This is a genomic window from Cellulosimicrobium arenosum, from assembly GCF_014837295.1.
GTDB lineage: Bacteria > Actinomycetota > Actinomycetes > Actinomycetales > Cellulomonadaceae > Cellulosimicrobium > Cellulosimicrobium arenosum.
Genome location: NZ_JACYHB010000005.1, coordinates 79,614 through 102,987, shown reverse-complemented (window position 1 = coordinate 102,987; position 23,374 = coordinate 79,614). Strand labels below are relative to the sequence as shown.

The window sequence follows — 23,374 nt, the reverse complement described above, 5'->3', positions numbered from 1 at the left end:
TGGGCGAGACGCGACGGCGGGCCCGCAGGCGCGGGCGTACGCTTCCGGGACCCGAGTCCCGCGCGAGCCCCGCGCGGGCACCTGCACAGAGCTGGAGCACTGCGATGGAGTTCCGCCGGATCCCCGGTCTGCCGCCCTACGTCTTCACGATCATCGACGGGCTGAAGATCGAGGCACGCCGAGCAGGTCGCGACGTCGTGGACCTGGGGTTCGGCAACCCGGACCTGCCGAGCCCGGAGATCGCGGTCGAGAAGCTCGCGGAGGCCGCGCACAACACGCGCAACCACCGCTACTCGGCGTCGCGGGGGATCCCCAAGCTGCGCGAGGCCGTCGCGGGCCTGTACCAGCGCAGGTTCGGTGTGAGCCTCGACCCGGAGACGGAGATCATCTCGACGATCGGCGCCAAGGAGGGCTTCAGCCACCTCATGTGGGTGCTGCTGCAGCCGGGCGACGTCGCGCTCGTCCCGACCCCGAGCTACCCCATCCACATCTGGGGTCCCTACTTCGCGGGTGCCGACGCCCGGCAGGTCCCCATCGGCGACGGGACGGACGCCGCGGGGTACATCGATCGCATCATCGAGGCGTGGGAGCTGGGCTGGCCCAAGCCGCGCGTGGTCGTGCTGTCGTTCCCGCACAACCCGACGACGACCGTCGCGACCAAGGAGGACCTGCAGCGCCTCGTCGACTGGGCGCGCGACAAGGACGTCGTGCTCGTGCACGACCTCGCCTACGCCGACATGACGTTCGACGGGTTCCGCCCGCCGTCGATCATGGAGTGCGACGGCGCGCGCGAGGTCGCCGTCGAGCTGTACTCCATGACGAAGTCGTTCTCCATGGCGGGCTGGCGCGTGGCGTTCCTCGTGGGCCGCCGCGACGTCGTGGGCGCGCTCGCGAAGCTCAAGAGCTACCTCGACTACGGCACGTTCCAGCCCATCCAGATCGCAGCGACCGTGACGCTCAACGAGGCGACCGAGTACCCGCAGGAGGTCTCGGGCGTGTACGAGTCCCGGCGCGACGCCCTCCACGACGGCCTGCAGCGCATCGGCTGGGACATCCACAAGCCGGGCGGCACGATGTTCGCGTGGGCGCGCATCCCCGAGCCGTACCGCGACATGGGCTCGATCGAGTTCGCGACCCACATCGTCTCCGAGTGCGACGTCGCGGTCTCGCCGGGCGTCGGCTTCGGCCCGGGCGGCGACGAGTTCGTCCGCTTCGCGCTCATCGAGAACGAGCACCGCATCGCCCAGGCGATCCGCGGCCTGAAGCGCGGCCTCACGCGCCTCTGACCCGCGAGATCGACCTGTACGTCGTGACGTCGACCCACCGAGGGTCGATCTCGGACGTACGGGTCGACCTCGCGGGCGGGCGCCTGAACCGCGACGATGGGGTGATGCGAAATTGCTGTCGGCGCGGAGCCGCCGTCGTCATCGGTGTGCTCGCCGCGGCGCTCGCGGCCTGCTCGTCCGGGCAGGGGCCTTCGCCCACCGGCTCCGGCTCGGGCGGTCCGCCCGCGACGTCCGACGCCTCCTCGGAGCCCCCGGAGGAGCCGGCCGAGACCGACCCGACGCCGTCCGGTGAGACGGGGCTCGTCGTCGTCCCCGACGTGGAGGTCGAGGTGGCCGACGTCGCGACCGGCCTCGACGCGCCGTGGGGGCTCGCGGGCCTGCCGGACGGGACGCTGCTCGTCTCGCTGCGCGACGAGCGCGGTCTCGTGGTCGTCGACCCCGACTCGGGCGAGATCCAGGACGTGGGCGGGCCCGGTGCCGACGAGCTGCGGGACGAGACGGTGACGGGCGGCGAGTCGGGACTGCTCGGGGTCGCGGTGGGTCCCGAGGGGGGCGACGGCGCGGGCGAGGTGTTCGTGTACCGCACGGCCGCGGACGGGAACGAGGTGCTGCGCGGGACGCTGGACGGTACCGGGCTGTCCGAGCTCGACGTCGTGCTCGACGGGATCCCCGCCGCGCAGTTCCACGACGGGGGACGGCTCGCCTTCGGTCCCGACGGGTTCCTCTACGTCGCGACCGGGGACGCGACGCAGGACGGCACGTCGCAGGATCCCGGGTCGCTCGGTGGGAAGATCCTGCGCATCACGGTCGACGGCGAGCCCGCCCCCGACAATCCGGAGCCCGGGTCGCCGGTGTGGAGCCTCGGGCACCGCAACGTCCAGGGGATCGCCTGGGACCCGACGGGGCGGATGCTCGCGAGCGAGTTCGGGCAGAACACGTGGGACGAGCTCAACGTCGTCGAACCCGGTGGCAACTACGGCTGGCCCGACGTCGAGGGATCGGGCGGGCAGGCCGACGGGTTCGTGGACCCGGTCGCGATCTGGGGGACCGACGACGCCTCGCCCAGCGGTCTCGCCGCCACGCGCGAGGGCGCGTACCTCGCAGGGCTGGGAGGCGAGCGGCTGTGGCGCGTCCCGTTCGCGTCGCCCGACGGCGGGTCGTCCGCCGACGCGTTCGGTGAGCCCCAGGTGGTGGTCGAGGACCTGGGCCGGTTGCGCGCCGTGCTCGTCGATCCCGCGGTCGAGCAGGGCGAGGACGGGTCGTCGGCCCTCTACGTCCTGACGAACAACACCGACGGACGCGGCGAGCCGCGCAGCGGGGACGACCGGCTCGTGCGCGTCGCGATCAGCCCTGCGTCCTGATCGTCCGATATCGCCGCGCGCTCGCGACCACCGGGTGCACGCCCCGGTGAGCGTTCGTGAAGAGTCTGGGAGCGTCCCCGCGTGGTTTGGTCGTTCATAACGGATCGGTTACGGTCGATTGTCTCGTGCTGCAGGATGCACCTGGAAGGTGTATCGGCCACGCGAGCTCGCGGCGTCGGACGCGCACCAGGCGTGACGCCGACTCACGGCCGGACGGGCTGAACCGGAACGGACTCCCGCGTCTCCACGAGGCGTGCGGACATCCGGCCGGGCCCGGATACCTCCCGAAGACTTGGACCACCATGCGCAACCCCTTCCGTACGACCGCGCCCGCGGTCGCGCCCGAGGACGTCCACCAGACTCCCGACGGCGGCACGGCGTCCGACACCACGACGCCGACCACGCGCGCGAACCGGCGCGCCCTGAACCGCTCGTCCCGTCGTCGGCGGCTCACCGTCGTCGCTGCCGCGACCGCGCTCGCGTTCGTCGGGACCGGTGCGGTGACCTACAGCCACGCGAGCAAGACCGTCACGGTCGACGTCGACGGGTCGACCCGGACCGTGACCACCACCGCAGGGACGGTCGCCGGTGCCCTCGACGCGGCAGGGGTCGAGGTCGACGATCGCGACGCGGTCGCCCCGGACCCGGCCCAGCCGCTGCACGAGGGCTCCGACGTCGTCGTTCGCCTGGGCAAGAAGGTCACCGTCGAGACGGACGGGAAGCCCTCGGACGTCTGGCTCACCGCTCTCGACGCGAACGAGGCCCTCGACACGCTCGCAGCGCGCGGTGACGACGTCAGCCTCGTCGCGTCGCGCTCCGGCGAGCGTGCGTCGCTCGGGATCAGGCTCGACACCGACGGTCCGGTCGAGGTCGTCGCCGACGACGAGACGGTGACCGTCCCCGACGGCAGCGCCGGTGCCGACGCGGTGCTCGCCGAGGCCGACGTCGAGCTCGGTGAGCTCGACCGGGTGAGCGTGCGCCCGACCGAGGACGACGAGGCGGACGCCGCCGTCGCCCTGGTGGTGCAGCGGGTCGAGGTGAAGCGCGAGAAGACCACGAAGGCGCTGCCGTTCGAGACCGTCGAGAAGTCCGACTCGTCGCGCTACACCGACGACCCCGCCGTCGTGAAGCGCGAGGGCAAGAAGGGCACGCGGACCACCGTCGCCGACGTCACGCTCGTCGACGGCTCGGAGGAGTCCAGCGACGTCGTGTCCGACGAGGTCACCACGAAGCCCGTGGACAAGGTCGTGGTGCGAGGGACCAAGGAGCGCCCGAAGGACCCCAAGACGATCGGGAAGCTGATGGCGGCCGAGCGCGGCTGGACCGGTGCCCAGTGGCAGTGCCTCGACAACCTGTGGACCAAGGAGTCGGGCTGGAGCACGACGGCGGACAACCCGACGTCGAGCGCCTACGGGATCCCGCAGTCGCTGCCGGGCTCGAAGATGGCCTCCAAGGGCTCCGACTGGGCGACCAACCCGGCGACGCAGATCGCGTGGGGCCTGGACTACATCGCCGGCTCGTACGGCTCGCCGTGCGGAGCGTGGAGCCACTCGCAGTCGGTCAACTGGTACTGAGCGGACCGTGCGCTCCCGGACGTCCGGGCGCCTGACCGCGACGGACGACTAGGATCGGGCCCCATGACCCACATCCTCTCGGCCGTGGCGTGGCCGTACGCGAACGGCCCGCGCCACATCGGTCACGTCGCAGGTTTCGGTGTTCCGTCGGACGTCTTCAGCCGGCACATGCGCATGGCGGGTCACGACGTCCTCATGGTCTCCGGGACGGACGAGCACGGCACGCCGATCCTCGTGCAGGCCGACAAGGAGGGCGTGAGCCCGCAGCAGCTCGCGGACCGCTACAACCGCGTCATCACCGAGGACCTGCAGCAGCTCGGCCTGACGTACGACCTCTTCACGCGGACCACGACGCGCAACCACTACGCCGTCGTGCAGGAGATGTTCCGCACGGTCCACAAGAACGGCTACATGGTCGAGCAGAAGACCATGGGCGCGATCTCGCCGTCCACGGGCCGCACGCTGCCGGACCGCTACATCGAGGGCACGTGCCCCATCTGCGGGTACGACGGCGCGCGCGGTGACCAGTGCGACAACTGCGGCAACCAGCTCGACGCGATCGACCTGATCAACCCGAAGAGCAAGATCAACGGCGAGACGCCGAAGTTCGTGGAGTCGAACCACTTCTTCCTCGACCTGCCGGCGTTCGTCGACGCGCTGGGGGACTGGTTGCGCACGCGCACCGCGTGGCGTCCGAACGTCCTGAAGTTCTCGCTCAACCTGCTCGACGACGTGCGCCCGCGCGCCATGACGCGAGATATCGACTGGGGGATCCCCGTCCCGCTCGACGGGTGGGAGGACAACCCGAGCAAGCGCCTCTACGTCTGGTTCGACGCGGTGATCGGGTACCTGTCCGCCTCGATCGAGTGGGCGCGCCGCTCGGGCGACCCGGACGCGTGGCGCGCGTTCTGGAACGACCCGGAGGCGCGGTCGTACTACTTCATGGGAAAGGACAACATCACGTTCCACTCCCAGATCTGGCCGGCCGAGCTGCTGGCGTACGACGGCCGGGGGAGCAAGGGCGGTGCGCCCGGCCCGTACGGCAACCTGCAGCTGCCGACCGAGGTCGTCTCGAGCGAGTTCCTCAACGTCGAGGGGCAGAAGTTCTCGTCCTCGCGCGGCGTCGTGATCTACGTGCGCGACATGCTCGCGCGCTACCAGCCGGACGCGTTCCGCTACTACGTCGCCTCGGCGGGCCCCGAGACGCAGGACGTCGACTTCACGTGGGCGGACTTCCAGCGCCGGACCAACGACGAGCTCGTCGCGGGCTGGGGCAACCTCGTGAACCGCACGGCGAGCATGGTGCACAAGAACTTCGGCGCGATCCCGACGCCGGGCGAGCGGCACCCGGTCGACGAGGGCGTGCTCGCCACGACGACCACGGCGTTCGGCCGGGTCGGCGAGCTCATCGCGACGCACCGCCAGCGTGCCGCGGTCGCCGAGGCGATGAAGACGGTCGGCGAGGTGAACAAGTACGTCTCGGACACCGAGCCGTGGAAGCTCAAGACCGACCCGGAGCGGCTCGGGACCGTGCTGCACACGGTGACGCAGGCCGTGAGCGACCTCAACACGATCCTGTCGCCGTTCCTGCCGCACTCGGCCCAGCAGGTGCACGAGGCGTTCGGCGGAACCGGCACGTTCGCCCCGCAGCCGCGCATCGACGAGGTCACGGACCTCGACGACGACTCGCGCCGCTACCCGATCATCACCGGCGACTACCGCCAGGGGGAGGGTGGGACGGTCCCGGCGTGGGAGCCGCGCCCGGTGGCCCCCGGCACGCCCGTGGGCAAGCCGACCCCGGTGTTCACCAAGCTCGACGACTCGATCGTCGAGGACGAGCTGGACCGGTTGCGCGAGTCCTCCTGAGCCCGACGCAGGAGCTCGGTCCCCGAACGAGACGTCCTACCTCGGCGAAGGAGGAGGCATGGCCAGGAACCGCGAACGCGGATGGCCGCCGGACCCGGAGCCGCTCCGGGTCCCCGTGGTCGACAACCACACGCACCTGGACTCGATCGCGGACGTCCTGCCCGACGACGTCCCTGCCCCCGACCCGGCAGCGCACCTGGAGCGCGCAGCCGCGGTAGGTGTGGACCGGGTCGTCCAGGTCGGCTGCGACCTGCCGTCGGCACGCTGGACCGACGCCCTCCTGCGTGGCGGGATCTCGTCCGTGGTGGGGGCCGTGGCCATCCATCCGAACGAGGCCGTGCTGCACGGGGGGGTGCGGGAGGTCGGGCCGGACGGGCTCGAGCCCGCCCCCCAGGCGCACCACGCGGTCTCCCTCGACGAGGCGATCGCCGAGGTCGCGGCCATCGCGCGCGCGAACGAGCGGGTGCGGGCGATCGGTGAGACCGGCATGGACCTGTTCCGTACAGGCGCCCAGGGCGAGCATGTACAGCGTCAGGCGTTCCGGGCCCACGTCGCGCTCGCGAAGGAGCTGGGCCTCGCGCTGCAGATCCACGACCGGGACGCGCACGCAGAGGTGCTCGACGTGCTCGCCCGCGACGGCGCGCCGGAACGCACGGTCTTCCACTGCTTCTCGGGCGACGCCGCGATGGCACGGTTCTGCGCCGGGCAGGGCTGGTACCTCTCGTTCGCCGGTCCGGTCACGTTCCGCGCCAACGACGGGCTGCGCGCGGCTCTGCGCGAGGTCCCCCTCGGCCAGGTGCTCGTGGAGACCGACGCCCCGTACCTCACGCCGCACCCCTACCGCGGCCGTCCGAACGCTCCGTACGTCCTGCCGGTGACCGTGCGTACCCTCGCGTCGGAGCGCGACATCGACGTCGACGACCTGTGCCGGCAGATCTCCGCGACGTCGACGAGCGTCTACGGCTCCTGGTAGCCGCGACCGGGTGAACCGGAGGTTTCACCCGGGCGCCCGCGTCCGCTACGGTCGACACGGTGCCTCGTGCACCGTTCGACGTCACGCACCCGTGCGTCGGGCCCGCAGAGGGAGTCCGACCCGCCCAGGAGGGAACGCCGCGTGCTCGCACCTGACGGGACCGTGCGCCGCCGCATGCAGCGCGTCGTGGCACAGGGGGCGGTCGTCGTCACCCTCCTCGGGGTCATCGGGGCCTTCGCGACGATGCACAAGAGCGTGGTCCTCGACGTCGACGGTGACGTCCACCAGGTCTCGGCGTACGGCCGGACCGTCGCCCAGGTGCTCGACTACCAGGACGTCTCGGTCGCGCCCGAGGATCTCGTCGAGCCGGCGCTCGACGACCCGGCCCGGGACGGCGGAACGATCCTCGTGCGCTCGAGCCAGGACGTCACGCTCGAGATCGACGGCCGCGAGCAGACGATCACCACGACCGCGCAGACGGTGGGAGAGCTCCTGACCTACCTCGGACCGCGCGCGGAGAACGCCGTCACCGACGTCTCGCGCTCCCAGGAGCTGGGCCGCGAGCCGATCCGCGTCTCGACCCTCAAGACCGTGCGCGTCGCCGTGGACGGTGTGGTCATGCCCATCACGACACCCGAGGCCACGGTCCGGGGTGCCCTCGCCCAGGCGGGGATCACGCTGGCCGAGGGCGACAGCACGTCCGCGCCGCTCGACGCCGCCGCCGTCGACGGCATGCTCGTCCTCGTGAGCCGGGCCGCGGCGACGTCGGACACCTCGACCGAGGTCCTGCCGTTCGAGACCGAGGAGGTGGAGGACCCCAACCTGCCGGAGGGCCACCGGGTCGTGGTGCAGTCGGGCCACGTGGGCGAGGCCACGACGACGTACTCCGTCGAGACCCTCGGCGGCGCGGAGGTGTCTCGCACGGTGCTCGCGCAGGTCGTGACCGTCGAGCCGCGCGACGAGATCATCAAGATCGGCACGATGGACGTCTCGGTCTCGGTCGACCCCGGCTCGTCTCGCGCGATCGCCCGGTCGCTGGCAGCGCAACGGGGTTGGGGGGACGACCAGTTCTCGTGCCTCGACAAGCTCTGGGCCAAGGAGAGCGGCTGGCGCGTCGATGCCGACAACCCGTCCTCGAGCGCGTACGGGATCCCGCAGGCGCTGCCCGGGTCGAAGATGGCGAGCGCGGGTTCCGACTGGCGGACCAACCCGGCGACCCAGATCACGTGGGGCCTCGGCTACGTCGAGGGCCGCTACGGGACACCGTGCTCCGCCTGGTCGCACTCGGTGGCCGTGGGCTGGTACTGACGGGTCGCAGCCTCCGTCACCTCACGTCGTCGGCTCGCGTGAGCATGCGCACGTAGTGCGGGTTCTCCATGATGCCGAGGACGTTGCCGAACGGGTCCACGACGGCTGCGGTGACGAACCCCTCGCCGTTCCCACGCTCGACGACTCCCTCGTACTCGGTCGCACCCAGCTCGAGGAGACGGGCGAACGACGACCGCACGTCGCCGACGTGCCAGTTGACGACAGCGCCCCCCGGTGCGTCGGGCTGGGGGTGCGGCGAGTACGAGCGCGCGATGATCCCCAGCTCGTGCTCGTGGTCCCCGACGCGGAACTCCACGTAGCCGCCCGGGACCACGTAGTAGGGCTCGCGGCCGAGGACGGCCGTGTACCAGGCCGAGGCGGCCTCCAGGTCGTCCGCCCACAGGTTCAGCGTCGCCATCCCTCGCAGCATGCTCGTCTCCCTCGCGTGGTCTCGTGCGCGGGCGGGTCTGCGCCCTCGCCGTGCACGGCTTCTCGGCCGTGAGCGCGACGCTACGAGCCTTTGCGGAACCTTCGGTTCCTCTTTCCGCGTCGGTGCCGGAGGATGGAGCCGTGCTCGACACCTCCGTCCGCCTCCTGCGGCTGCTCGCGCTGCTGCCGTCGCGCCCGACCTGGACGGGGCCCGAGCTGGCGGGCCGGCTGGGTGTGACGACGCGCACGGTGCGCAACGACGTCGAGCGGCTGCGGCTGCTCGGGTACGAGGTGCGCTCGACGCCCGGGGCCACGGGCGCCGACGCGCTGCGCGCAGCCCTGGTGAGCGTTCCGGCGGGAGGGCCGACGGTCGACCCGCAGGTCCTGACCGACGTCGCGACCGCCGTGCGCGATCGTGTCGGGCTGCGCGTGGAGTATCGCTCGCACGACGGGTCGACGAGCCTGCGCGCCGTCGGCTGACCGTGATCGACCCGCCGGAGCTGCGCGTGGTCCTCGAGCGCGCGGGCGAGCGAGCTGCTCGCGCGGCGGGGCGCGCGTGACGGCCGTCGGGTCGTGCGACCCGCTCGTGAGGAGTGCGTGGAGACTGCTCCGACATTCACGGAGATACTCGGACAGAACCTCCGAACATATCGCGCCAGGGGTTGGACTTCGATAACGGATCGGTTACGGTCGATCGTCGCCCGATGTGTGAGCGCACCTTCGACGGACCGGACCGGTCGGTGGAGCACGGTGCACGATCGCGCGGACGATGCGTCGCCGTCGGACCCTGGGGAAGGGGTGTCGAGGCGTCGCCGGTAGCCGGATCGGCTGTTCGAGACCTTGTGGTGCCCGTCCCTGCGGAGGCGGGCGGCACGGTGCGCACGCGCGCCGAGGCCACGGGTGGTGCGCACGCGCCGTCGAGCATCCGTGCCCGGGCCCCTCGACGACTGGACCCGAGTGAACAATCCCTTCCGACGGACCGCGGACGCGGCCGGAGCTCCACAGAGCACCGACTCCACCCAGACCCTCTTCGACCCCACGGTCGAGACGCCGGCAGCAGCCGCCTCGACCCCGACGGCCCGCCGTCGCCGCTGGCCGATCGTCGCCGGCGCGACCGCCGTCGCCCTCCTTGCCACCGGCGGTGTCGCCTACGCCAGCGCCCACAAGACCGTCGAGCTCGACGTCGACGGCGAGATCACCACCGTCTCCACCTTTGCCGGCTCCGTCGACGGCCTCCTCGAGGAGCAGGGCGTGAGCGTGGACGATCACGACCTCGTGGTCCCCGCGTCCGGCGCCGCGCTGCGCGGCGGGAGCGACGTCGTCGTGCGCTACGGGCGCGAGGTGCCCGTCCAGATCGACGGCGAGGACGACTCCGTCTGGCTGACCGCGCTCGACGCGGACGAGGCCCTGACCACCCTGTCCTCCCGCGGCAGCGACGTGCGTCTCGTGGCGTCGCGCTCCGGCGAGCGCGCGTCCCTGCCGATCCGCCTCGAGGCGGACGGCCCCGTGAACGTCGTCGCCGACGGCGAGACGAAGGTCGCGCCCGACGGCAGCGTCGGCATCGACGGCATCCTCGACCAGCAGGGCGTCGTCCTCGCCGACCTCGACCGCGTGCACGTGGTGCGCGACGACGACGCACCCGCCGACGAGCCGGACGTGTCGCTCGTCGTGCAGCGCGTCAAGGTCGAGGACGAGAAGAAGACCAAGAAGATCGACTTCGAGACCGTCACCAAGAAGGACGACTCCCGCTACGCCGACCTCGGGCCCGTCGTGACCCAGGAGGGCAAGAAGGGCGTCCACACGACCGTGTACTCGGTCACCACGGTGGACGGTGAGGAGGAGTCCCGCGAGAAGCTCTCGGCGAAGGTGACCACGAAGCCCGTCGACAAGATCGTCGTCGAGGGCACGAAGGCGCGTCCCGCGCCGGAGCCCGAGCCGGAGCCCGAGCCCGCGCCGAGCACCTCGTCGAGCTCGTCCGACTCGTCGTCCGACTCGTCCGGCTCGTCGTCGTCGGGCTCGTCCTCCCCGGCACCCGCCCCCAAGGCCACGGGGTCCGCGCCCGCGGGCGTCTGGGCGCAGCTCGCCCAGTGCGAGTCCGGCGGCAACCCGGCGACGAACACCGGCAACGGCTACTACGGCCTGTACCAGTTCTCGGCACAGACGTGGCACGCCATGGGCGGCTCCGGTCTCCCGTCGGAGAACTCGGCCGCCGAGCAGACGCGGCTCGCCAAGAAGCTCCAGGCACAGTCGGGCTGGGGCCAGTGGCCCGCGTGCTCGGCCAAGCTCGGGCTGCGCTGAGCCGACCACGAGGAACGACGCCGAGGGGCGGGGCGCGCACTGCGCCCCGCCCCTCGGCGCGTCCGGGCAGTCGGTAGGCTGGGCGATCATGAACGACACGCGAGGCGCCCTGCTGGGTCCGGCCGAGATCCGCGACCTGGCGGGGCGCCTCGGCGTGCGCCCGACGAAGACGCTCGGGCAGAACTTCGTGCACGACGGAGGCACGGTCCGCAAGATCGTCCGGACGTCGGGCGTGACCGCGGGGGAGCGCGTCGTCGAGATCGGCCCGGGGCTGGGCTCGCTGACGCTCGGCCTCCTCGAGGTGGGGGCCCGCGTCGTCGCGGTCGAGATCGACCCGGTGCTCGCGCGCCAGCTCCCGACGACGGTGGCGGCGCACGTGCCCGACCTGGGCGACCGGCTCGAGGTGGTCGGCGCGGACGCGCTGGACGTCGTGGAGCTGCCCGGCCCACCGCCCACCGCGCTCGTCGCGAACCTGCCCTACAACGTGGCCGTGCCGGTGCTGCTCACGTTCCTCGAACGGTTCGACTCGCTCCAGCGGGTGCTCGTCATGGTCCAGTCCGAGGTCGCGGACCGGCTCGCTGCCGGCCCGGGCTCGCGGACCTACGGCGTCCCGTCGGTCAAGGCCGCGTGGTACGCGTCGGCCCGGCGTGCCGGGACCGTGGGGCGTGCCGTCTTCTGGCCCGTCCCGAACGTCGACTCCGCGCTCGTCGCGCTCGACCGGCGCGAGCCTCCCGTCACGACCGCGTCGCGCGAGGAGGTCTTCACCGTGATCGACGCCGCGTTCGCCCAGCGGCGCAAGATGCTGCGTTCCGCGCTCGCGGGGATCACCGGGTCGTCGGCCGCCGCCACGGTCGTGCTCGAGGCGGCGGGCGTCGACCCGCAGGCGCGCGGCGAGACCTTGGACGTGCAGGACTTCGCCCGGATCGCCGAGAGCCTCGCCATGGTGGGCGCGTGAGTCCGCACCTGACGGCAGCGCCGCTGCCGTCGGTCCGCGTGCGCGCGCCGGGGAAGGTCAACCTGTCGCTCCGCGTGGGCGCGCTGCAGGACGACGGGTATCACCCGCTCGTGACGATCTTCCAGGCGGTCGGGCTGAGCGAGGAGGTCGTGGCCCACCAGGTGCCCGCGGGCGCGGGCGTGTCGCTCGGCGTGACCGGTCTGCAGGCCGAGCTCGTCCCGACCGACCGATCCAACCTCGCGTGGGGCGCGGCCGAGGCGCTGGCCGCCCACGTCGGCATCGACCCGGACGTCCGGCTGGAGATCGTCAAGGAGGTGCCTGTCGCGGGAGGCATGGCCGGGGGCTCCGCCGATGCCGCCGCGGCGCTCGTCGCGTGCGACGCGCTGTGGGAGACGCACGTGCCCCGCTCCGAGCTGCTGGAGCTGGCGGCAGGCCTCGGGTCCGACGTCGCGTTCGGGCTCGTCGGGCACACCGCGGTGGGTACGGGGCGCGGGCACGCGCTGACGCCCGCGATGGTCCGCGGCGAGTTCCACTGGGTGTTCGCCGCCAGCAGGGAGGGCTTGTCGACCCCTGCGGTGTTCCGGGCGTTCGACGAGTCCGCTGCCGCGGCGTCCGAGCTCGAGCTGGCCGACGACACCGCGCTCATGCAGGCGCTGCGCGCCGGCGACCCGGTGGGGCTGGGGCAGACCCTGCACAACGAGCTGCAGGACGCCGCGATCTCGTTGCGCCCGGCGCTCGGGCGGACCATCGACCTCGCGCTCGACGCCGGCGCGCTCGGGGCGATCGTCTCCGGCTCCGGCCCGACGGTCGCCGCGCTGGCGCGCAGCCGCCAGCACGCTCTGGCCATCGGGGCGCACTGGACCGCCGAGGACGCGTGCGACGCCGTCTACTGCACGACGGCGCCCGCGGCGGGAGCGCGCGTCGTCCCCCGCGCGTCCAGAGAGCGTCCCGGCAACCTGAGGTAGCGCGTCGCCGTGCCGGGATCCCGGCCGGGACCAGGTTCCCGTCTCGGGCTCGCAGTGCTATCCCGCGGGGTGCGGGTTCTCGTGCGGCAGGTGGGTGCGTAGCCACGCGAGCTGGGGTGCGAACCGGTAGCCCTGCCCGCCCTCGTGGTCGTTGAAGCGGTAGACGTCGATCGCCCGGTCGACCGTGCCGCTCGTGCCACCGCCGGTGACGCCGCCCGTGTCGCCCGCGCCGTGGGGCGCGGCCGAGGCGGCACCCCAGCCGTTGTACGCCGCGTACACCGTGGACGGCGGGCACGTGAGGTCCATCAGCCCGACGGAGAACAGCGCGGGGGCCGTGGCGCGGCGTGCGAGGAGAGCGACGTCCACGTAGGAGAGCGTGCGGAACACCTCCTCCTCCGCACCTCGGTGGACGGCGAGGTACCGCGTGATCTCCCCGTACGGGTCGCGGTCGGTGATCTCGACGGCGCGGCGGTAGTGCGAGAGGAACGGTACGTCCGGCGTCGCCGCGGCCAGGCCGTCGGCGAGACCCGCCACCGCGACCGCGATGCCGCCACCCTGGCTGATCCCGGCCACGGCGACGCGCGCCGGGTCGATCCCGGGCAGGGAGCGGATCGCGTCGACGGCGCGCACGCCGTCGGTGAAGACGCGCCGGTAGTAGTGGTCGTGGGGATCGGCCAGGCCTCGCGTGAGGAAGCCGGGCACGGCCGGTCCGGACCCGACCGGGTCGGGCGTCCCGCCGCCCGCGCCCCAGCGGCTGCCCTGGCCGCGCGTGTCGACGACGAGGTGGGCGTACCCGGCGTTCGCCCAGGTCAGGTGCTCGTGCGCGAGCCCTCGCCCACCGCCGTACCCGATGAACTCGACGACAGCGGGCAGCGGCGGCCCGTCCCCGGTCACCGCCGCGCGGGCCGCGTCGGCCGGCCGCACGAGCCAGGCCTTGATCGCGTGACCGCCGAACCCGGGGAACGTCATGTCGTCGACCACGACGAGGGGGAGCCCGGCGTCCACCCGCTCGAGCCGCACCGTCTCGGCGAGCTCCCCGCCCGCCTCCCGGGACTCGGCGAGCGTCGTCGTCCAGAACGCGTCGAGGTCGGCCGGTTCGTCGATGGTGGGGGAGTAGGCCTCGAGATCGGCGAGCGGCAGGTCGAACAGCGGCATGCCCGGACCCTACCGCTGCGTCGGCGTGATGCTCCCACCTGCCTCGACGGATTCCTCGTCCGACGTGCCGGGCGCCTACGCTCGTCGGGTGGCACACCTTCTCGGCGTCGACGGCATCTCCCTGACCGTCGGCACGCGCACCCTGCTCGACGACGTCTCGCTCGGTCTCGACGACGGCGACCGCGTCGGCATCGTCGGCCCCAACGGCGCCGGGAAGTCGACGCTCCTGCGCCTGGTCGCCGGGACGCAGCAGCCCGACGCCGGCCGGGTCACCTGGGTGGGCGGCCTGCGGGCCGGTCTGCTCGACCAGCGCGACGACGTCGGGACGGGCGCGACCATCCGCGACCTCGTGCACGGCGACTCCGAGACGCACGCGTGGGCGTCGGACGCGAGCATCCGCGCGGTCCACGACGGGCTGCTCGCCGACCTCGACCTCGACGCCTCGGCGGACACGCTGTCCGGCGGCCAGCGGCGCCGCGTCGCGCTCGCGGCGCTGCTCGTGGCCGACCACGACGTGCTGCTCCTGGACGAGCCGACCAACCACCTCGACGTCGAGGGCGTCGCGTGGCTCGCGGAGCACCTGCGCTCGCGGTTCGCGCGGCCGGGTGCGCGGGGCGCGCTCGTGGTCGTGACGCACGACCGCTGGTTCCTCGACGCGGTGTGCTCGCGGATGTGGGAGGTGCGCGGCGACGGGTCGGGCGCGATCGAGGGCTACGAGGGCGGGTACGCCGCGTACGTGCTCGCGCGCGCCGAGCGGGCGCGGACCGCGGCGGTCACCGCCGAGAAGCGCAACAACCTGCTGCGCAAGGAGCTCGCGTGGCTGCGCCGTGGCGCGCCTGCGCGCACGAGCAAGCCGAAGTTCCGGATCGACGCCGCGAACGCGCTCATCGCCGACGTCCCCGCGCCGCGCGACACGACGGAGCTCACGCGCACCGCGACCAAGCGGCTCGGCAAGGACGTGCTGGACCTCGAGGACGTCACCGTGACGGTCCCCGCGCGGCCCGTGGCTCCGGGTGCCGGGCATACGGCGGAGAGTGCGGGCGGCGACCGCCGCGTGCTGTTCGACGACGTCACCTGGCGCCTCGGCCCGGGCGACCGGTACGGCGTCGTCGGCGTGAACGGCGCCGGCAAGACGACGCTCCTCGCACTGCTCGCCGGGCGCCGCGAGCCCGAGTCCGGGCGCGTCAAGCGTGGCAAGACCGTGCAGGTCGCGGAGCTCACCCAGGACGTCGACGAGCTCGACGACATCGCGGGCCTGCGGGTCGTCCAGGTGATCGAGAGCGAGAAGCGCTCGGTCGTCGTCGACGGCAAGGAGCTCACGGCGTCCCAGCTCGTCGAGCGGCTCGGCTTCACGCGCGAGCGCTCCCAGACGCTCGTGCGCGACCTGTCCGGTGGCGAGCGCCGCCGCCTCCAGCTCCTGCGGCTCCTCGTGGCCGAGCCGAACGTGCTCCTCCTCGACGAGCCCACCAACGACCTCGACACCGACACGCTCGCCGCGCTCGAGGACCTGCTCGACGGCTGGCCCGGCACCCTGGTCGTCGTCTCGCACGACCGGTACCTGCTCGAGCGCGTCGCCGACCGTCAGGTCGCCCTGCTCGGCGACGGCCGCATCCGGGACCTGCCCGGCGGCGTCGAGCAGTACCTCGCGCTGCGCAACGCCGCGCTCGCCGCGGCGGGGCCGGCCTCGACCGCGGGGGCGCCGTCGGACGCCGGCACCTCGGGGACCGGCGGTGCGCTGGATCCCGACGGCGTGCCCGCCGCGACGCCGGGCCCGTCCGCGGCCGAACTCCGCGCCGCGAAGAAGGAGATCAACCGCATCGAGCGGCGCCTGACGAAGATCGCCGAGGCCGAGGCGCGGCTGCACGACCGGCTGGCCGCGCAGGCGACCGACTACGAGGCGGTCGCGGGCCTGGACGCGGAGCTGCGCACGCTCGCCGCGGAGAAGGACGAGCTCGAGGCGGCGTGGCTCGAGGCTGCGGAGATCGCCGGCTGACGGCGGTCGGCTCGCGGTCCCTGCGTCAGTCCCGGGACTTCTCCACTGCCGCCCGCACGGCGTCGCGCTCTGCCCGTCGCGCGTCGCGCAGCGACCTCTCGAGCTCGCGCACCGACTTCTGCGCCTCCCGCAGGCGCCGTTCGGCGTCGCGCCGCTGGAGCGCGGCTCGCTTCACCCGGGGATCTCGCGCGTGCGCGGACACCTGGTCGTGCCCGGCGTCGTCCGCCTCCTCGTCGGGCTCCGTCCCGCCCGGGTCCTGCTCCGAGCGGACGTCGCGACCTGCCCCGGGGGCGCCGGCGGCGCGCACCCCGACGTAGCTCTCGAGCCCGTCGAGGATGCGTTCGAGCCCCCACGCCGTGTCGTCGATCTGGCCCTCTCCGCCGTACGCCCCGGAGTCGACCAGCGGGTACAGGTTCGGGAAGCGCACGTCGTCCACGAGCGTGCGCAGCGCCGCGACGACGGCCGCCTCGTCCGGTACGCCGTCGGGGGAGTGCTCGGCTCGGGCCAGGTCGGCCTCGAGCTGTACCGCGCTCTTCGTGTACCCGCTGGTCAGGAGGATGACGGACATCTTCTCCTCCTCGTCGAGCGGGGTGGAGCGCAGCGCGCGGAGACCGGCGTCCGCCGCGCGCAGGTTGTTCGGCGTGAACGGGGCGCCGGTGACCGGGATCGAGAGGTACCAGGTGTGTGCCCGGAAGAGCTCCATCGTGAACTGCACCCATTCCCGCAGCTCGGCGCGCCAGTCGGCCGGGTCGTGCGCCGGGGGGTACTCGACGTCGAGCACGGCCTCCTGCATGAGCAGCAGCAGGTCGTCCTTGCTCGTCACGTACCGGTAGAGAGACATCGTCGTGAAGCCGAGGCTCTGCGCGACCTTCGCCATCGAGACCGCCGCGAGGCCGTCGGTGTCGGCGATCTCGACGGCGGCCTCGACGATCCGCTCGATGCTCAGCTCACGCTTCGGCGCACGCTCGGGCCGCTCGGCCACCCCCCACGCGAGCGCGAGTCGGTGCGGAAGCTCACTCACATCACTCATCGAACCATCATCCCCGACCCACACCCACCCGTCCCCGCCGAGCATGTGCCTGCGGCCTGTTCCGGGCTCGGGACGGGACACGGGCACATGCTCGACGGGAGGTAGGGGCATGGTCAGCGAGCCGTGCGGTGATGGTAGAGGATCGAGCCGGCCGTGGTGCTCACGATCAGGGTTCCTGCTAGCCAGGCTGTCGCCGCCGCCGCGGTGGCGCCGTCCCCCGAGCCGGAGAGCAGGCCGCGCAGCGTCTCGATGATCGGCGTGAACGGCTGGTGCTCGGCGAAGCCGTGCAGCCACGTCGGCATGGTGTCGACGGGGACGAAGCCCGAGCTGAGATAGGGCACGAACAGGAACAGCATGTTCACCGACTGCGACGCGTCCACGCTCAGCACCAGGCCGAGAGCCGCGCTCAGCCACGTGAAGGCGAGGACGGCGAGCACCGCGAAGCCCACGACGCCCACCCAGCCCAGCGGGCCGGCGTCGGGCCGGAAGCCGAGGGCGACCGCCACGAGCACGACGGTGCACGCCGAGACGAGGTTGCGGGCGACGCTCGCCAGGACGTGGCCCCACAGCGCCGACGGGCCGAAGATCGGCAGCGTCTTGAAGCGGTCGATCGTGCCGCTCGTCATGTCCTGCGCGACCGCGGTGGCGGCGGTCGCCGAGCCGAACCCGAGGCACATGACCAGGACGCCCGGCACGACGTAGTCGATGTAGTCGCCGCTGCCGCCCGAGATGGCACCGCCGAAGATCACCACGAACACGAGCATGATCGCGACCGGCAGGACGAGGGCGGTGACCAGCCCGTCGACGCTGCGCAGCTGGCGCCGCGTCTCGCGCGCGACCATCGTGCGTACGTCGCGCACGGCCGTGCCGACGGACTGGGGGCGACGGGTCGCGGGCACGCCGCGCGTCGCGCGGGCCGGCAGGGTCGTGGTGGTCATCGTGCGGTCTCCTTCGAGGTCAGGGCGAGGAACACGTCGTCGAGCGTGGGCTTGACGACGCTGACTCCGCTGACGGCGAGCCGGTGCGTGTCGGCCGCCGCGAGCAGGTCGCGGATGGTGCGCACGGGGTCGGCGCTGGGTGCGGACAGGGACAGGTCCTTGTCGTCGGTCGTGGTCGACACCATGCCGAGCCCGGCCGCGAGGTCGGTCGCCGCGGCGAGGCTCGCGCGGTCCTCGAACGCGACGCGCACGTGGTCGCCCGCGACGAGGGACTTGAGCTCGCTCGCCGTGCCGCGCGCGGCGACGCGGCCGTCGTGCAGGACGGCGATCGTGTCGGCCAGGCGGTCGGCCTCCTCGAGGTACTGCGTGGTGAGCAGGACGGTCGTCCCGTCGGCCGCGAGGCCACGGACGACCTCCCAGAGCTGGGAGCGCGAGGCGGGGTCGAGGCCCGTCGTGGGCTCGTCGAGCACGAGGAGCGCCGGGTCCGCGACGAGGCTGATCGCCAGGTCGAGGCGCCGACGCATCCCGCCCGAGTAGGTCCCGACGCGTCGGCCCGCGGCTGCGGTCAGGTCGAACCGCTCGAGCAGCTCGGCCGCGCGGGTGCGCACGGTGCGCCGGGGCAGGTGGGCGAGGTCCGCCATCATGACGAGGTTCTCCGCGCCGGTCTGGAACTCGTCCACCGCCGCGTACTGGCCGGTGAGCGCGATGAGCTCGCGGACCCGGCCGGCGTCGGTCGTGACGTCGGCGCCCCCGATCCTCGCGGTGCCCGCATCCGGTCGGACGAGGGTCGTGAGGATGTTGACCGCCGTGGTCTTGCCGGCGCCGTTCTGCCCGAGCAGCGCGTAGATCTCGCCGTGGCGGACCGTGAGGTCGACGCCCCGCAGCACGTGGTGGGCGCCGTAGGACTTCTCGAGCCCCTGGACGGCGATCATCGGCTGGTCCATCGCATTCTCCTTCTCGTCGGTCGGTGCAGTCTGTGTGCGGCGCACACGATGTGTATGCCATAAACGATGTTTACACCATAAACACGTACGTTGACCGATGGCAAGGGCTCTCGGGGTCGACGTCGGGCGGCGGCTACCGTGCGGTGGGCTGCTGCCCGCGCGGGCGGCCCGTCAGCACCAGCCCGATCCCCGTCATGACCAGCAGCGCGCCGAGCACGATCGCGACCGGCGTCGTCCACGTCCCCGTCAGCGTGTGCAACGCGCCCGCAGCCGTGGGGGCGAGCGCCGCGAAGGAGTAGCCGACGGTCTGGACGGTGGCCGACGCCGCTCGCGCGCGGGCGGCCGTCGGGAACCGGTGCGCGACGAGCGTGAAGATGACGACGAAGTTCGCCGCCTGGGCGATCCCGGCCATCGAGGCCCACACCGCCCAGGCCTCGGGTGCGACGAGGAGGCCGGCGGGCAGGGCGAGCCACAGGACCGCGACCGCCGCGAACGACTGACGCCCTGAGAACCGGCGGGCGGCGAGCGGGACGGCGAGCCCGCCCACGATCGCGAAGCCCTGGAACAACGACGCGGCGCCGCCCGACGCGCTGCGCGGGATGCCGGCGAGGCCCTCCAGGATGAGCGGCAGCCACGCCGTGAGCGCGTAGAAGCTGGACGACTGCAGCGCGAACATCGCGCACAGCCCCCACGTGAACGGCGTCGCGAGGACGCTCCGCTCCGCGCCGGGGGCCGTCGCCCCCGGACCGACCACGCCCGACGCCGCGGCCTTCGTCGCGCCGGGTCGTGCCGGCGCGTCGTGGGGGACGACTCGCCACCACCACACGAGCGCGACGACCGCGAGGACACCCCACGAAGCGAGCGCCCAGCGCCATCCGACGAGGCCGGCGAGCGGCGCGGTCAGGGCCGTCGTCGCGACGGTGCCGACGTTGATCGCGGCCGTGTAGAGCCCGGTCACGGTACGCACGTGGCCGGGGAAGTCGCGCTGCGCGATCATCGGGACGGCGAGGTTCGCGGTCGTGATGCCCAGGCCGAGCAGCACGGTCCCGGCGAACGTGCTGCCGTACCCGAGACCGAACCCGCTGAGGTCCGCCGAGCGCAGCAGCGTGCCGGTGAGGATGAGCGCGAGCGCGATCGCGATCGCCGTGCGCAGCGACGATCGTCCGAGGAGCCCGGCCACCGCGGGCGTGGCGAGCGCGAAGCACAGCACCGGGATGCCGGTGAGGAGACCGGCCGCGGCCGCGGTGAGGTGGAGGTCGGCCGCGACGTCGGTCACGACCGGCGGCACCGACGTGATCGGTGCACGCAGGTTGACGGCCACGAGCAGCACGGCGACGAGCAGGACGCCGTCGATCCCGCCCCGGAAGGCGGGTCGTCGTCGTGGCGGGGTCATGGGTGCCGATCTCCCGATGTGTGCCGGGTAGCGGGCGCGTCGAGGTGCTAGTCGAACTGTCCCACGACGGCGCGCAGGAGCGCGGCGAGCGCGGGGCGCTCGCCCGGTGCGAGGACGTCGAGGACCTGGGCCTCGACCGCCAGCAGGTCCGTCATCGCGGCATCGACGCGGTCCAGCCCCTCGGCGGTGAGACCCACGAGGACACCGCGACGGTCGTCGGGGGAGCGGCGGCGCTCGACGAGGCCGCGCGCCTCGAGCCGGTCGATCCGGTTGGTCATGGTGCCGCTCGTGACGAGCGTCTGGGTGACGAGCGCGCCGGGCGACAGCCGGTACGGGTCGCCCGCGCGGCGCAAGGCGGACAGGACGTCGAACTCCCACGTCTCGAGGTGGACCCGGGCGAACGCGGTGCGTCGTGCGCGATCGAGGTGGCGCGCGAGGCGGTCGACGCGGGAGAAGACCGTGAGCGGCTCGACGTCGAGGTCGGGGCGCTCGCGGTGCCAGGCCGCGACGATCCGGTCGACCTCGTCGGGTCCGACGTCGCAGTGCTGCTCCATGACGCGAGACTACTCGACATCTCTCGACATCAAGACTCTTGATGACCCGGGGCGCGACCGGTCCCGGGCTGAGGGAGGGCCCGGTGGCGCCGGGCCCTCCCCGCGGTCACGACGTGCGCAGCGCGTCCTTGAGCTTGACGCGTGCGCCGGTCCGGAGGACCGCGTTCGAGTAGATCGTCGCCGCGAGCCACACGAGCAGCGGGATGACGACCAGCGAGAGCCCCAGCGCGAGCAACGCCTCCCACGTCTCGGCGCTGCCGAGCGCGATCCGTACCGGCATGAGCAGCGGCGAGAACATCGGGATGTAGGACAACCACACGACGAGCGGGTTGTCCGGCGCCCACGGGGCGACCGAGATGCCGATGACGTACGGCACCACCATGAGGAACGTGACCGGCGTCGTCACGGCGCCGACGTCCTCCTGGCGCGAGACCAGCGCGCCCAGCCCGGCCATGAGCAGCGCGTAGCTCACGAAGCCGACGACGAACCACACGAGGGCCCACGCCGCCGCGGCGCCCAGGTCGATCGTCGACGTGTCGACGAGGCCCAGCCCGAGCGCGGTCCCGACCCCGGCGACCACGACGAGCGCGACCTGCCCGAGCCCGACGAGCCCGATGCCCAGGACCTTGCCCGCCATGAGGTGCCACGGCCGGACCGTGGCGAGCAGCAGCTCGACGACGCGGCTCGTCTTCTCCTCGACGACGCCCTGCGCGATGAGCTGGCCGCTGATCATGATGGACATGAACAGCAGGACCCCGGTGACGAGGCCGGTCACGTAGCGGGTCGGGTCGAACTCGGTCGGCTCGCCGATCGTCCGTACGGTCGGCTCCGCGCCCGCGATCTCGCCCGCGACCTGCCCGGGGTCGCCGCCGAGCTCGGTGACGGCGTCGGACAGCGCGGCCTGCTGCGCGACCGTCGCGAAGACCGGTGTCAGGGTCGCCGACAGTTCGGTGTCCACCACCACGGTCAGGTCCGTCCCGGATCCGGTGACGAGCGCGTCGAGGTCGCCGTCGCGCACCTGCTCCTCCCCGGCCGCGTCGTCCGCGACGGGGACGACCTCGAGCGGTGCTCCCAGGGCGTCCCCGGTCGCGGAGATCGAGTCGGAGAGCTCCTCGGCTGCCGGCGTCACGCCGACGCGTTCGGCGCTCGGCCCGGACCCGGTCGCCAGGTTGAGGACGAAGCCGCCGGCCACCACGACGGCGACCAGCACCACGGTCAGCCACACGAACGACCTCGACCGCAGCCGCGTCATGATCTCGCGTCCCGCGACGAGGCGGATCGACCCCCAGGAGGTCAGGGTCCCGGTGGTCGGCTGCCCGACGGCGGGAGTCCGGTTCGCGCTCATGCCGACACCTCCGTGGTCGTCCGGGTCGTGCCCGGGGTCTTGCCTGCGGCCGCAGCGTCGTCCGCGCCGTCGTCGACGGGCGAGCTCACGACGTCGCGGTACAACTCCGTCAGCGTCGGTCGCACGAGGGAGAACTCGCGGACCGGACCGGCGGCGAGGGCCGCGCGCAGCACGTCCTGCTCGCGGCCGCTCTCGGCACCGGTCCCCTCGCCGGGGGTCAGCTCCACCACGGTGCGCGACCCGTCGAGGCTCAGCGCGCGCGCACCGGGCACGGACCCGATCCACTCCGACCCCGGTGGTCCGTCCACGACCCAGCGCTCGGTCTCGGTCCGCCGCACCTCGTCGATCGTGCCGACCTCGACCATCGCGCCGTCCTTGATGATGCCCACGCGGTCGCACAGCCGCTCGACCAGCTCGAGCTGGTGGGACGAGAAGACGACGGGCACACCCGCGTCCGCGCGGTCGCGCAGCACGCCGCTCATGACGTCCACCGCGACGGGGTCGAGGCCCGAGAAGGGCTCGTCGAGCACGAGGAGGTCCGGGTCGTGCGTGAGGGCCGCGGCGAGCTGGACGCGCTGCTGGTTGCCGAGCGAGAGCTTCTGCACCTCGTCGTCGCGACGGGACGCGACGCCCAGGGTCTCGGTCCAGCGTTCCGTCGCGGCCCGGGCGTCCGGGGCGGAGAGCCCGTGCAGGCGCGCGAGGTACGTGAGCTGGTCGCCGACCCGCATGCGCGGGTACAGGCCGCGCTCCTCGGGCATGTACCCGATGCGCCGGCGCACGTCGTGGTCGATGCGGCTCCCGTCCCAGCGGACCTCGCCGCCGTCGGACGAGAGCACGCCGAGGATGATGCGCATCGTCGTCGTCTTGCCGGCCCCGTTCGAGCCGACGAAGCCGAAGATCTCCCCGGCGCGCACCTCGAACGACGTGCCGCGCAGCGCGTGCACCGTGCCGTACGACTTGGTCAGTCCGTCGATCTCGAGTGAAGGCATGCACACAGCCAACCACCG

20 protein-coding genes and 1 pseudogene are annotated in these 23,374 nt (G+C 72.9%); 12 read left to right on the top strand and 9 right to left on the bottom strand.

The annotated features are described in order from the left end of the window. Positions 1 to 104 precede the first annotated feature (104 nt). The 6 genes from IF651_RS07995 (at position 105) to IF651_RS07970 (ending at position 8,368) form a co-directional block, all read left to right on the top strand. Complete coding sequence (locus tag IF651_RS07995) at positions 105 to 1,286, top strand: aminotransferase class I/II-fold pyridoxal phosphate-dependent enzyme (RefSeq protein WP_191828586.1); 1,182 nt, start codon at positions 105 to 107, stop codon at positions 1,284 to 1,286. A gap of 23 nt (positions 1,287 to 1,309) precedes the next feature. Further along, complete coding sequence (locus IF651_RS07990; protein WP_338403840.1) at positions 1,310 to 2,647, top strand: PQQ-dependent sugar dehydrogenase; 1,338 nt, start codon at positions 1,310 to 1,312, stop codon at positions 2,645 to 2,647. 302 nt (positions 2,648 to 2,949) lie between these two features. Beyond that, complete coding sequence (locus tag IF651_RS07985) at positions 2,950 to 4,221, top strand: aggregation-promoting factor C-terminal-like domain-containing protein (RefSeq protein ID WP_191828584.1); 1,272 nt, start codon at positions 2,950 to 2,952, stop codon at positions 4,219 to 4,221. A gap of 63 nt (positions 4,222 to 4,284) precedes the next feature. Beyond that, the gene (metG, locus tag IF651_RS07980; protein ID WP_191828583.1) at positions 4,285 to 6,087 is read left to right on the top strand and encodes a methionine--tRNA ligase; all 1,803 of its coding nucleotides are present in this window, start codon (positions 4,285 to 4,287) and stop codon (positions 6,085 to 6,087) included. Between the two features lie 58 nt (positions 6,088 to 6,145). After that, on the top strand, positions 6,146 to 7,060 hold the full coding sequence (locus tag IF651_RS07975; RefSeq protein WP_191828582.1) for a TatD family hydrolase: 915 nt from the start codon (positions 6,146 to 6,148) through the stop codon (positions 7,058 to 7,060). Positions 7,061 to 7,201: 141 nt separating this feature from the next. Next, complete coding sequence (locus IF651_RS07970) at positions 7,202 to 8,368, top strand: aggregation-promoting factor C-terminal-like domain-containing protein (protein WP_338403839.1); 1,167 nt, start codon at positions 7,202 to 7,204, stop codon at positions 8,366 to 8,368. Positions 8,369 to 8,384: 16 nt separating this feature from the next. On the opposite strand, the gene IF651_RS07965 is transcribed toward IF651_RS07970, so the two are convergent. Next, positions 8,385 to 8,786, bottom strand: a complete 402-nt coding sequence (locus IF651_RS07965; protein ID WP_241744238.1) for a VOC family protein — start codon at positions 8,784 to 8,786, stop codon at positions 8,385 to 8,387. Positions 8,787 to 8,938: 152 nt separating this feature from the next. Between IF651_RS07965 and IF651_RS07960 the strand changes: the two genes are divergently transcribed. The 4 genes from IF651_RS07960 (at position 8,939) to IF651_RS07945 (ending at position 13,015) form a co-directional block, all read left to right on the top strand. After that, the gene (locus IF651_RS07960; RefSeq protein ID WP_191828580.1) at positions 8,939 to 9,277 is read left to right on the top strand and encodes an HTH domain-containing protein; all 339 of its coding nucleotides are present in this window, start codon (positions 8,939 to 8,941) and stop codon (positions 9,275 to 9,277) included. A 447-nt stretch (positions 9,278 to 9,724) separates the two neighbouring features. After that, on the top strand, positions 9,725 to 11,095 hold the full coding sequence (locus IF651_RS07955; protein ID WP_338403838.1) for a transglycosylase family protein: 1,371 nt from the start codon (positions 9,725 to 9,727) through the stop codon (positions 11,093 to 11,095). An 88-nt stretch (positions 11,096 to 11,183) separates the two neighbouring features. Then, positions 11,184 to 12,050: a 16S rRNA (adenine(1518)-N(6)/adenine(1519)-N(6))-dimethyltransferase RsmA gene (gene rsmA / locus IF651_RS07950; RefSeq protein ID WP_191828579.1), complete on the top strand. Its 867-nt coding sequence runs from the start codon at positions 11,184 to 11,186 to the stop codon at positions 12,048 to 12,050. After that, the gene (locus IF651_RS07945) at positions 12,047 to 13,015 is read left to right on the top strand and encodes a 4-(cytidine 5'-diphospho)-2-C-methyl-D-erythritol kinase (RefSeq protein WP_191828578.1); all 969 of its coding nucleotides are present in this window, start codon (positions 12,047 to 12,049) and stop codon (positions 13,013 to 13,015) included. Before rsmA ends, IF651_RS07945 begins: the two co-directional genes overlap by 4 nt. Positions 13,016 to 13,072: 57 nt before the next feature. On the opposite strand, the gene IF651_RS07940 is transcribed toward IF651_RS07945, so the two are convergent. Then, positions 13,073 to 14,170 carry an acetylxylan esterase gene (locus IF651_RS07940; protein ID WP_191828577.1) on the bottom strand — a complete coding sequence of 366 codons (1,098 nt, stop codon included), beginning with the start codon at positions 14,168 to 14,170 and terminating at the stop codon, positions 13,073 to 13,075. On the opposite strand from IF651_RS07940, the pseudogene IF651_RS18350 reads away from it, so the two are divergent. Together IF651_RS18350 and IF651_RS07935 are read left to right on the top strand one after the other, a co-directional pair. Further along, a pseudogene (locus IF651_RS18350) lies at positions 14,169 to 14,727 on the top strand (ATP-binding cassette domain-containing protein); the annotation flags it as partial. The gene IF651_RS07940 and the pseudogene IF651_RS18350 sit on opposite strands and share 2 nt — an antisense overlap. A 113-nt stretch (positions 14,728 to 14,840) precedes the next feature. Next, complete coding sequence (locus IF651_RS07935) at positions 14,841 to 16,163, top strand: ATP-binding cassette domain-containing protein (RefSeq protein WP_422110465.1); 1,323 nt, start codon at positions 14,841 to 14,843, stop codon at positions 16,161 to 16,163. Positions 16,164 to 16,188: 25 nt separating this feature from the next. Here the strand turns inward: IF651_RS07935 and IF651_RS07930 are convergent, their stop codons facing one another. The 7 genes from IF651_RS07930 to IF651_RS07900 form a co-directional block, all read right to left on the bottom strand. After that, the gene (locus IF651_RS07930) at positions 16,189 to 17,193 is read right to left on the bottom strand and encodes a TetR/AcrR family transcriptional regulator (RefSeq protein ID WP_191828575.1); all 1,005 of its coding nucleotides are present in this window, start codon (positions 17,191 to 17,193) and stop codon (positions 16,189 to 16,191) included. Positions 17,194 to 17,306: 113 nt separating this feature from the next. Beyond that, positions 17,307 to 18,131: an ABC transporter permease gene (locus IF651_RS07925; protein ID WP_191828574.1), complete on the bottom strand. Its 825-nt coding sequence runs from the start codon at positions 18,129 to 18,131 to the stop codon at positions 17,307 to 17,309. Beyond that, positions 18,128 to 19,075 carry an ATP-binding cassette domain-containing protein gene (locus IF651_RS07920; RefSeq protein WP_191828573.1) on the bottom strand — a complete coding sequence of 316 codons (948 nt, stop codon included), beginning with the start codon at positions 19,073 to 19,075 and terminating at the stop codon, positions 18,128 to 18,130. Before IF651_RS07920 ends, IF651_RS07925 begins: the two co-directional genes overlap by 4 nt. A gap of 133 nt (positions 19,076 to 19,208) precedes the next feature. After that, positions 19,209 to 20,468, bottom strand: coding sequence for an MFS transporter (locus IF651_RS07915; RefSeq protein WP_191828572.1), 1,260 nt, complete (start codon positions 20,466 to 20,468; stop codon positions 19,209 to 19,211). A 47-nt stretch (positions 20,469 to 20,515) separates the two neighbouring features. Next, entirely contained in the window at positions 20,516 to 21,022 is a 507-nt protein-coding gene (locus IF651_RS07910; RefSeq protein ID WP_191828571.1) for a MarR family winged helix-turn-helix transcriptional regulator, read from the bottom strand. A 106-nt stretch (positions 21,023 to 21,128) separates the two neighbouring features. Continuing rightward, complete coding sequence (locus IF651_RS07905; protein WP_191828570.1) at positions 21,129 to 22,367, bottom strand: ABC transporter permease; 1,239 nt, start codon at positions 22,365 to 22,367, stop codon at positions 21,129 to 21,131. Beyond that, complete coding sequence (locus tag IF651_RS07900; RefSeq protein ID WP_191828569.1) at positions 22,364 to 23,356, bottom strand: ABC transporter ATP-binding protein; 993 nt, start codon at positions 23,354 to 23,356, stop codon at positions 22,364 to 22,366. The genes IF651_RS07905 and IF651_RS07900 overlap by 4 nt, the downstream gene beginning before the upstream one ends. Positions 23,357 to 23,374: the final 18 nt, after the last annotated feature.